This is a genomic window from Peterkaempfera griseoplana (assembly GCF_001418575.1).
Taxonomy (GTDB): domain Bacteria; phylum Actinomycetota; class Actinomycetes; order Streptomycetales; family Streptomycetaceae; genus Peterkaempfera; species Peterkaempfera griseoplana.
This window is the reverse complement of sequence record NZ_LIQR01000279.1, coordinates 1-9,485: the sequence shown is the minus strand read 5'-3', so window position 1 is coordinate 9,485 and position 9,485 is coordinate 1. Positions and strand designations below refer to the sequence as shown.

9 protein-coding genes are annotated in these 9,485 nt (G+C 77.0%); all 9 read right to left on the bottom strand.

From position 1 onward, the window contains the following. A partial coding sequence (locus AOK09_RS20795) for a PfkB family carbohydrate kinase (protein ID WP_175609326.1) occupies window positions 1-997 on the bottom strand: 997 nt, incomplete at its 3' end. Continuing rightward, a complete protein-coding gene (locus AOK09_RS20790) occupies window positions 994-1,644 on the bottom strand; it encodes a D-sedoheptulose-7-phosphate isomerase (protein ID WP_055588726.1) in 651 nt (216 codons plus the stop codon). The genes AOK09_RS20790 and AOK09_RS20795, both read right to left, overlap by 4 nt. Continuing rightward, window positions 1,644-2,870 (bottom strand): glycosyltransferase, encoded by a 1,227-nt coding sequence (locus AOK09_RS20785; RefSeq protein WP_245687396.1) that lies wholly within the window; start codon window positions 2,868-2,870, stop codon window positions 1,644-1,646. The genes AOK09_RS20790 and AOK09_RS20785 overlap by 1 nt, the downstream gene beginning before the upstream one ends. Beyond that, the gene (locus tag AOK09_RS20780; RefSeq protein ID WP_055588724.1) at window positions 2,867-3,832 is read right to left on the bottom strand and encodes a glycosyltransferase; all 966 of its coding nucleotides are present in this window, start codon (window positions 3,830-3,832) and stop codon (window positions 2,867-2,869) included. The genes AOK09_RS20785 and AOK09_RS20780 overlap by 4 nt, the downstream gene beginning before the upstream one ends. Beyond that, complete coding sequence (locus tag AOK09_RS20775) at window positions 3,829-4,881, bottom strand: glycosyltransferase family 9 protein (RefSeq protein ID WP_055588723.1); 1,053 nt, start codon at window positions 4,879-4,881, stop codon at window positions 3,829-3,831. Before AOK09_RS20775 ends, AOK09_RS20780 begins: the two co-directional genes overlap by 4 nt. Beyond that, a complete protein-coding gene (locus tag AOK09_RS20770; RefSeq protein ID WP_055588727.1) occupies window positions 4,878-5,534 on the bottom strand; it encodes a D-glycero-alpha-D-manno-heptose-1,7-bisphosphate 7-phosphatase in 657 nt (218 codons plus the stop codon). Before AOK09_RS20770 ends, AOK09_RS20775 begins: the two co-directional genes overlap by 4 nt. Before the next feature lie 7 nt (window positions 5,535-5,541). Next, window positions 5,542-6,615, bottom strand: a complete 1,074-nt coding sequence (locus AOK09_RS20765) for a glycosyltransferase family 2 protein (protein WP_055588722.1) — start codon at window positions 6,613-6,615, stop codon at window positions 5,542-5,544. Beyond that, entirely contained in the window at window positions 6,612-8,261 is a 1,650-nt protein-coding gene (locus AOK09_RS20760; protein WP_055588721.1) for a carbamoyltransferase family protein, read from the bottom strand. Before AOK09_RS20760 ends, AOK09_RS20765 begins: the two co-directional genes overlap by 4 nt. A 45-nt stretch (window positions 8,262-8,306) precedes the next feature. After that, window positions 8,307-9,266, bottom strand: a complete 960-nt coding sequence (locus AOK09_RS20755; protein ID WP_055588720.1) for a UDP-glucuronic acid decarboxylase family protein — start codon at window positions 9,264-9,266, stop codon at window positions 8,307-8,309. Window positions 9,267-9,485: the final 219 nt, after the last annotated feature.

Below are 9,485 nucleotides of genomic sequence, written 5' to 3'. Positions count from 1 at the left end.
CGACGACCGTGCCGCCCGCCGCCCGTACCGAGGCCGCCACGGTGAAGGCGTCCCCGGCCGGGCCGTCGCCGGGCCCCGGGTTCCGCTGCCGCCAGCGGGTCCGCTCGTCGGCGGCGACGAACGCCGTGGCCGCCTCCACGGCGGTCTGCACGGCCTCCTCCGGCAGGGCCCCGCCGGCCAGCGCGGCGGCCGCGGCGGCGGCGAAGCAGTCGCCGGCGCCGCAGGGGTCACCGGTGACCGCGCGGGAGGGCGGAACGACCATGGGGTCGCCGTCGCCCCGGGTGAGCAGCGCGCCGTGCGCCCCGAGGGTCACCACGACGGCCGCCGCCTGCCAGCGCCGTCTCAGCAGCACAGCCCTGGCCGCGGTGTCGGCCAGGGTGTCACCGCGGGGTGCGGCCCCGTCGGACGTCCCGGCGGCGGCGAAGGTGCGGGCCTCGGCGGCGTTGGGGACGGCGAGGCATACGGCGGGCACCGGCGGCTCGCCGCGCGGGTGGGGGTCCCAGAGCAGGGGCGCCCGGTGGGCGGCCGCGCCGAGCAGCGGCCGCAGGGCCGCCGCCGTACCGCCGCCGTAGTCGGAGACCAGGACCGTCCCGGCCCGCTCCAGCAGCCGCCGTACCGCTTCGGTGGGGGCGCCGGGCGTCCCGCCGCCGCGGTCGATCCGCACCAGGGGCCTCCCGGCGGCCCGGACGCGGGTCTTGACCGGCAGCGAACCGTCCAGCGGCAGCTCCTCCAGCCGAACCCGGCCGGCCAGTGCGGACCGTATCTCCTCGCTGGCGGGGTCGCGGCCGAGCGCGGTCACCAGGACCACCTCCCGGTCCCCGGCGCGGAGCGCGGCGAGCGCCGCCGCCAGGGCGGCCCCGCCGGGGCGCAGGTGCTCGTCGGCCACGTCGACGACGGGTGCCGGGGCGTCGGCCGCCAGCCGCCGGGCCTCGCCGTCGACGTCCTGGTCGAGGAGCGCGTCGCCGACCACCACCAGGGGGCCGGGGCCGGGCCTCACACCGCCTCCCGGCGCAGGGCCGCGGCGGCGGGGGCCGGGGTGCCGGAGCGGGCGAGCGCGGCGTCGAAGGCGGCGCACACCAGGTGGACGGCGACCAGGTGGACCTCCTGGACGGTGGCGGTGTGCTCGGCGTCGACGGCCAGCGCCTGGTCCGCGCGGGACGCCAGAGGGTTGGGTCTCCTGCCGGTCATCGCCCAGACCGCCAGTCCGGTGCGGCGTCCCTCGTCGGCTGCGGCCAGCAGGTTGGGGCTGCGGCCGGAGGTGGACATCAGCAGCAGCACGTCGCCAGGCCTTCCGTGGGCGGCGACCTGGCGGGCGTACAGCTCGTCGAAGCCGTAGTCGTTGCCGACCGCGGTGACGGTGGAGCTCTCGGCGTGCAGGGCGATCGCCGAGTAGCCGGGGCGCTCCTGCCGGTACCGGCCGACGAGTTCCGCGGTGAGATGCTGGGCCTGGGCGGCGCTGCCGCCGTTGCCGGCGACCAGCAGCCTGCCGCCGGCGGACAGCGCCCCGGCGAGGGCTTCGCCCCAGGCGGAGACCAGGGGCAGCGACCGTTCGGCGAAGCGGGCCAGGGCCCGCCCCAGCAGGCGGCAGTGCTCGGTGCCGTCCTCGCCGGCGAACGGGAGCACACGGCGCTCGGGAGTGGGCATCACAGGCCTCCGGTCAGGGTCGCGGGGGTGCGGGCCTCCGCCAGCACCTCCTGGTAGACCGCCTCGGTGGCGGCGGCCACCGAGGACCAGCGGAAGTGCGCGAGGACCCGGGCGCGTCCGGCAGCACCCTGCGCGCGGCGGACGTCGGGTGCGGCCAGCAGCGCGAGGACGGCCGCGGCCAGCGCCGCGGGGTCGCCCGGCGGCACCAGCCGCCCGGTGACACCGTCCACCACCGTGTCCAGGTGGCCGCCGACCGCGCTGGCCACCACGGGCACCCCGCAGCTCATGGCCTCCAGCGGCACGATGCCGAACGGTTCGTAGTCGGGCGGGCAGAGGACCAGGTCGGCGCTGCGCAGCAGGGCGGGCATCAAGTCCGGCGGCACTCCCCCGAGCAGCCTCACCCGGTCGGCCACGCCGGACCGTTCGGCCAGCGAGCGCAGCCGCCGCACCTCGGGGTCGCGGTCCAGCCGGGCCGGTGGCGGCCCGCCGGCGATCACCAGCTCGGCGCCGGGGATCCGGGCCAGTGCGGCGACGGAGGTCGCGGCGCCCTTGCGCGGCACCAGCCGGCCGACCTGGAGCAGTCTGGGGCGGCCCGGGCGGGCTGTGGCGTGCCCGCGCGGGGTGAAGCGTTCGGCGTCCACCCCGCAGGGCACGACCGCCACCCGGCTGCGTGGGACCCCGAGGGCCGCGAGTTCGGAGACCTCGTCGCGGCAGGTGGCGACCACCCGGGCGACGCTGCGGGCGATGTGCGTCTCCGTCGCGATCCGGGAGGGGTCGCTGGTGTCGGCGTCGCCCTGGTACCGCTTCTTGACGCTGCCCAGTGCGTGGAAGGTCTGCAGGACGGGCACGGGCAAGGCGGCTGCGGCGCGCAGTGCCGCCAGTCCCGACATCCAGAAGTGGGCGTGGACGAGGTCCGGGGGGTCGGCGGCCCACTGCTTGGCCAGGTGGGTGCCGAAGTCCTCCATCCAGGGCAGCAGTTGGTCCTTGGGCAGGGTCGCCGGGGGGCCGGCGGGGACATGGTCGACGTACGCTCCGGGGCAGAGCCGCACCCGGGATGCGAGGTGCGGGGCGTCGCGCCGGGTGTGCACGGTGACCTGGTGGCCGCGGGCTGCGAGTTCACCGGCCAGTGCGGCGACGTGGACGTTCTGGCCGCCGGCGTCGACGCCGCCGAGGACCGCCAGCGGGCTGGCGTGTTCGGAGACCAGCGAGATCTTGAGCGGTTTCACCCTGTCACCTCTTTGATCAGCCTGTCCCAGTCGGCCAGGAACCGTTCGAGCCCGTAGCGCTCCAGGGCCGCCCGGCGGGCGCGCAGCCCGTCGGCGGCCGCGGCTGCCGGGTCGGCCAGGTAGCGGCGGGCCGCGGCGGCGAGCACCTCGGGCCGGTTGGAGACCACGCCGGTACCGGGCGGCACCGCCTCGACGACCTCCGTGGTGGCCAGTGCGACCACGGGCATCCCCAGGTGCATCGCCTCCAGCAGGGACAGTCCCAGGGAGGTCCAGCGCACCGGGTGCAGATAGAGCCGCCGCTCGGCCAGCCGCGCGTGCAGCCGGTCCTGGGTCAGCTCGGTGCTGCGGCAGCGTTCCTCGGTCAGCCCGAGGCTCGCCGCGAGTCCGGCGGTGGCCATGCCGAACACGTCCAGCGGTACCGCCTCGGACAGCAGCGGCAGCAGGTCGGTGCCGGTGGTGCGGCCGCGGCGCACCGGTTCGTTGACCACCACGGCGGCCCGCGGCAGCCGGCCGGTGTAGCGGTGGCCGGGGTCGACGACGCCGTGTTCGACCACCACCGTGCGGGTGCCGCCGCTCTCCCAGAACAGCCGGTTGAAGTGGGTGACGTGAACGAGCGTCAGATCCCTTCGGTCCGCCGCCGGGTGGCGGGTGTCGGGTACCTGGCCGCCGTGCGGGGCGTTGTGTTCCAGGTAGACCGCGGGCACGTCCCGGCCCGGCCGCCTGCCGAGCCAGCGGTGGACGAGCTGCTCCTCGTGGGGGCGCTGCAGGACGACCATGTCGACGGGTTCCTCGCGCAGCGTCTCGGGTGGGACCTCGCGTACGGAGTGAGGCCAGTCCCAGGTGCGGGCGCGGCCGCGGCCGTCGGGGCCCCGGTCGGGGGTGACCGGGACGAGGTAGCGGTGGCGGCCCTGGACGAAGGCGGTGGTCCAGGAACCGTGCACATGCCAGAGCAGGATGTTCATGGCACCGTCTCCCGTGCGGGGTGCGGGCGGGCTGTGTCGCGCGGGGAGGCCGCGGAGGTCAGTGCGGTGACGGCCGCGAGCACCTCGGCGTCGGTGACCGCGTCCAGGCACGGGTGCCCCGGCACCGGGCAGACGCGGGCACGGGTGCCCCGGCAGGGCGCGTCGGGGCGGCCGAGCAGCATGTGCGGCACGCCGTAGGGGCGCCAGCGCTCGGCGGGGACGACCGGCGCGAAGAGGCTCACCACGGGGGTGCCGGTGGCGGCGGCCAGGTGGGCGGGGCCGGTGTTGCCGGTGACCACGGCGCGGGCGCCGGACAGGACGCCCGCCAGCTGCCGGAAGTCGGTGCGTCCGGCGAGGTCGACCGCCCGGCCCGGGGCCGCGCCCGCGGTCAGCCCCGCTTCGGCGGCGGAGCCGGTGACCACCACCCGGTGGCCGGCCTCCGCCAGTGCCGTGACCGCCGCCGCCGTACGAGCGGGGGTCCACGCCCGGGCGGGCACCGCCGCGCCGGCGTGCACCACCAGGTAGGGGCCGGGTCCGGTCAGCTCCTCGGTGCCGGGTACGCCGTGCACACGGAGCCGGCCGTCGTCGCCGGGCGGCAGCGTGAATCCGGCCGCATGCGCGAGGTCCAGGGCGGCCTCCGCCTCGTGGCGGTGGTCCTGCCTGCGGTGCCGCAGGTCCAGCAGGGCGCCGGGGTAGTCCTCGCTGTCGGCGCCGATCCAGCCGACCCCGGCCAGTCGCAGCAGCAGGGCGGCCGGCAGCGGGCTCTGGTGGTACGAGGTCAGCACCAGGGCCCGGTCGAAGCGGCCCCCGGCGACGGTCTCCACCAGGCAGTGCACGGCCCCGGCGTCCACCGGTGACGGGTCGAGGGCCACCCATGGGGCGTCGTACACCAGGACCTCGTCCACCCCGGGCAGCAGTCGCGCGGCGGGTTCGCCCCGCGGCCCGCACAGCAGGGCGGTGTGGCCGGAGGCGTGCGCCGCCGCGCGGACCGCGGGTCCGGCGAGCAGGACGTCCCCGGCGCTGTCGAGCCGGACGACCAGGGTCCTCATGGGCGGGGCCCGACGGTGGCGGAGCGGCCGAGCAGCAGGCCGACGGCCGACTCCAGGTCCGGAGCCGACCGGGGCGCCGCGGCGGTCTCCCGGGGCAGTGTGGCCGCGGTCGGTACGAGGATCCCCTGCGCCCCGGCGGCGAGGGCCGCCTCCACGTCCGCGCCGATGTCGCCGATGACCACGGTGCGCCGGGGGTCGGCGCCGAGCACCCCGCAGGCCGCCAGGACCAGCCCGGGGGCGGGCTTGCGGCACCCGCAGCCGTCCGCGGGGGCGTGCGGGCAGACCGCCCACACCCCGAAGGGTCCGAGCAGCGACTCGATGCGCTGCTGCACCCTGACCAGCCGGCGGCGGGTCAGCAGCCCGCGGGCCACTCCGGACTGGTTGCTGACCACGCCCACCGCGATCCCGCGGCCGCGCAGCGCGGCGAGTGCGGGCCCTGCGCCGGGGAGGGGGCGCACCCGTTCGGGGTCGCCGTTGTAGGGCACGTCCTCGACCAGGGTGCCGTCCCGGTCCAGCAGGACGGCCTCGGGGAGTGCGGGGTCCCGGTGGCGGGCGGGCCGCCCGGCCGGGAGCGGGCCGGGGAAGAGCCACGGTGACGCCGCATCGGGCGGTCCGTGGTCGGAGGCCGCGCCGGGTTTCCTGGTGGGGGACATGGGATCGTCACCGACCCGGGTCCCGGCCGGCGGGCGCCGTCCCCACGGGGACCGCAGCACGCTCCCGGCGCTGCCCGTCGCCGGACACCTGCGCCCCGGGGTGGGGCCGCACCGAGCGATGGAGCACCATGCCGCGCAGCCGGTGTCCCACCGCCGCCGGCGGGATCAGCACGCTGGTGGCGGCCATCACGGCGACCTCCTCCCGGGTGCGGGGTCCCGGCAGGATCCGGGCGAGCGCGAACTCCGCGGTGCCCGCCGCCCACAGCCCGGCGCAGGCCAGGGCGGGACCCGGCCGCCGCAGGGCGGCCAGCGCCAGCGCGGCCGCCGCGAGGCCGGTGACGACGGCGTGCCGGGTGATCCGTCCGCGCGCCGCGCCGGCCCTGCGGTACCAGTCGGCGCCGTGCAGCCGGGTCATCAGCACGTCGTCCGCGTTGCCCGCCTGGCTGCGCAGCGACACCCAGCGGTCGGCCGGGCGCACCGGATGCTCGGTGCACCGGCGGCCTCTCCGGAGGGACCAGCCGGCGGCCGACAGTCGCAGCGCCAGGTCGGCGTCCTCCCGGAAGGCGCGGGGGAAACGCTCGTCGAAGCCGTCCACCGACTCCAGCGCCGTCCGGCGGCACGCCAGGTCGGCGGTGATCCAGGCGGCGGAGGCCAGCCCCGCGGTGGTGCGCTCCCAGTCGGTGGGGCGCCGTCCCTCCGGCAGCGGGACCCGGATCCGGGCCTGGACGGCCGCGGTGCGCGGACCGGCCGCCGCCAGGTCCGCGGCGAGGTCGGCCGCCCAGGTGCGGCCGGGGACGACGTCGTCGTCGAGGAAGACGATCCACGGCTCCGGTGCCGTCCGCCAGCCGCAGTTGCGGGCCGCCGCCGGGCCCCGGCCGCAGGCCGCGACGACATCCACCAGGCCGGCCAGTCGCGGGGGCACGTCCACCGCCAGCGGGCGGCAGTCGTCCAGCGGCCGGTCGTCGACCAGCACCACCCTCTCCGGCGGCGGCCCCTCCGCGTCCGCCAGGGCCCGCAGCAGGGCGCCGAGGCTGGGCCGGCCCAGGGTGGGGACGACCACGGCGTACCGCGGCGCCGTCACCGCCGGCCCCCGTACAGCCGTCCCCGGCGGACCGTGAAGGGCCCGATCGCCAGCAGGTCCACCGGCGCGGAGCCGAAGCACTCCAGGGCGTCGCGGGGGTCGTCCACCATGGGGCGCCCGGCCGTGTTGAGACTGGTGTTGATGACCACGGGCAGTCCGGTGCGCCGCTCGAACCGCTCCAGCAGCCTGGCGACCAGCGGCTCCGAGGCCCGGTCCACGGTCTGCACCCGCGCGGTGCCGTCCACGTGCACCACGGCGGGGATGCGGTCGCGCCAGCCGGGTGCCACCCGGTGGACGAAGAGCATGTACGGGCTGGGCAGCGGCCCTTCGAAAACCTCCGCGGCACGCTCCGCCAGCACCATGGGCGCCACGGGGCGGAACTGCTCGCGGCCCTTGACGTCGTTCAGGCGTTCCAGGTTGCCGGAGTGGCCGGGGTGGGCGAGCAGGGAGCGGTGGCCGAGCGCCCGCGGCCCGTACTCGGACCGGCCCTGGAACCAGGCCACCACGGCGTCCTCCGCGAGGGCCGCGGCGACCTCCTCGGCGAGGTCGGCCGGGCGTTCGTACGGCACCCCAGCGGCCTTGAGCCAGGCCTCCAGCTCCGCGTCGGACCAGCCGCGCCCCAGGTCCGCGCCGGGCATCGGCTCGGGCGCGGTGCCGTTCCGGGCGGCCAGATGGAGCGCCGCGCCCAGGGCCGTGCCGGCGTCCCCGGCGGCGGGCTGCACCCAGACCCGGTCGAAGGGGCCCTCCTGGGCGATCCGGGAGTTGGCCACGCAGTTGAGGGCCACTCCCCCGGCCATGGTGAGCAGGGTGTCCCCGGTGCGGCCGTGCAGCCAGCGCACCAGGTCCAGCAGCACCTCCTCCAGGCAGCGCTGGGCGCTGGCCGCCAGGTCGGCCTGCTTCTGGGTCCAGGCCTCGGCCGGGCGGCGGGCCGGGGCCAGCTCCGGCCAGGGCACGCCGGTGGCCTCGAAGCCGCCGTCGCCGGTGGACCGGACGTGTCGGCGCAGCTCGGCCAGCATCCGCGGGGTGCCGTGCGAGGCGAGCGCCATCACCTTGTACTCGTCGGAGGAGCGCAGAAATCCCAGATGCTCCGTCAGTTCCTCGTAGAACAGCCCCAGGGAGTGCGGCAGCCGCTGCGCGGCGAGCGGTTCCAGCCGTCCCCCGGCACGGCGTGCCGCGAGGTGTGAGGCGGCTTCACCGCGCCCGTCCAGCACCAGCACCGAGCAGGACTCGGCGCCGGGCGCGGCATAGGCGGCGGAGGCCGCGTGGGCCATGTGGTGCGGGACGAACCGGACGATGCCGGGGTCCAGCCCCGGCAGTGCCGCGCACAGGAAGTCGGGGGCGCGGCGGGCGTAGTCCTGCCGGACGTGGTCCCAGGGGTCGTCGAGGCCCAGCGCACCGGCGGGCTCGGCGAGCGCGGGGTCGTAGGAGTAGGCCACCCCGTCCAGGTCCTGCGGCCGCAGTCCGGCCTGGGCGAGGCACCAGGCGGCGGCCTGCTCGGGCATCTCCCAGGCCGAGAAGGGGACGGGCCGCTTGCCGTGCTTGCGCCGGGAGAAGCGTTCCTCCTCCGCGGCGGCCACGGTCCGTCCGTCCACCACCAGGGCGGCGGCCGGGTCGTGGAAGAGCGCATTGACACCCAGGATGCGCATGGTTCGGAGCCTCTCGGTCGCGTCGGGGAGGACGGGGGCGGGCGGTCAGTCGCCGGGGTTGCCGCGGAACCAGTCGATGGTCCGGCGCAGGCCCTCGTCGACGCCCACCTCCGGCTCCCACTGGAGCTTGCCGCGGGCCAGGGTGATGTCCGGACGGCGCACCATCGGGTCGTCGGTGGGCCGCGCCACGAAGCGCAGTTCGGAGGGCGAGCCGGTCAGCGTCACGATGCGCTGCGCCAGTTCGGCGATGGTCAGCTCGGTCGGGTTGCCGATGTTCACCGGCCCGGCCAGGTCGGAGGCGGCCAGCGCGAGGATGCCGCGGACCGTGTCGTCGACGTAGGTGATCGACCGGGTCTGGTCGCCGTCCCCGGTGACCGTCAGCGGCTCCCCCGCCAGTGCCTGCCGGATGAAGGTCGGCACGGCGCGGCCGTCGTGCGCCCGCATCCGCGGTCCGTAGGTGTTGAAGAGCCGCACGATCGCGGTGTCCACGCCCCAGGCTGCGCCGGCGGCGATGGTCAGCGCCTCGGCGAAGCGCTTGGCCTCGTCGTACACGCTCCGCGGGCCGACGGGGTTGACATTGCCCCAGTAGCGCTCGGTCTGGGGGTGCTGCAGCGGGTCTCCGTAGACCTCGGAGGTGGAGGCGAGGAGGAACCTGGCGCCGTGCTCCCGGGCCACCATCAGGGTGTTCCGGGTGCCGAGACTGCCGGTGTCCAGGGTGTGGACGGGCAGCCGCAGGTAGTCGGCGGGCGAGGCCGGGGAGGCCAGGTGCAGCACCAGGTCCACCGGGCCGTCGATCCGGTAGGGCTCGGCCACGTCGTGGCGCAGCACGGTGAATCCGGGGCGCTCGGCGAGGTGGTCGACATTGCGCGCGGAGCCGGTGCAGTAGTCGTCGACGCAGACGACCTCGACGTCCCGGTCCAGGAGTGCGGAGCACAGGTGGGAGCCCACGAAGCCGGCTCCGCCGGTGACCACGGCGCGCCGCCAGGGGGTCGCGGTAGCTGCCACGGGGGACTCCTCTCAGCCTGCGCATCACCTGTCGAGCAGGGCGTGATCGAACGGGTACCCGGGGTGTGATCGAACAAGCGGCCGGGTGGGGCATCCGGTGCCGGTTCATCCGGTCGGCCGCGTACGCCTTGCGCGGGGCGACCGCTCATGGGGACCGCGCCCGGTCACCGCTCCGCCGGCACGGTCCGGGAGGGGGCGTTTCCGCAGCCAGGCGGGGTG

What these genes read in the sequence shown, in the direction of transcription:
- AOK09_RS20790 (WP_055588726.1), bottom strand. Translation starts at nt 1,644, where the DNA reads ATGCCCACTCCCGAGCGCCGTGTGCTCCCGTTCGCCGGCGAGGACGGC.
- AOK09_RS20780 (WP_055588724.1), bottom strand. Translation starts at nt 3,832, where the DNA reads ATGAACATCCTGCTCTGGCATGTGCACGGTTCCTGGACCACCGCCTTC.
- AOK09_RS20775 (WP_055588723.1), bottom strand. Translation starts at nt 4,881, where the DNA reads ATGAGGACCCTGGTCGTCCGGCTCGACAGCGCCGGGGACGTCCTGCTC.
- AOK09_RS20770 (WP_055588727.1), bottom strand. Translation starts at nt 5,534, where the DNA reads ATGTCCCCCACCAGGAAACCCGGCGCGGCCTCCGACCACGGACCGCCC.
- AOK09_RS20760 (WP_055588721.1), bottom strand. Translation starts at nt 8,261, where the DNA reads ATGCGCATCCTGGGTGTCAATGCGCTCTTCCACGACCCGGCCGCCGCC.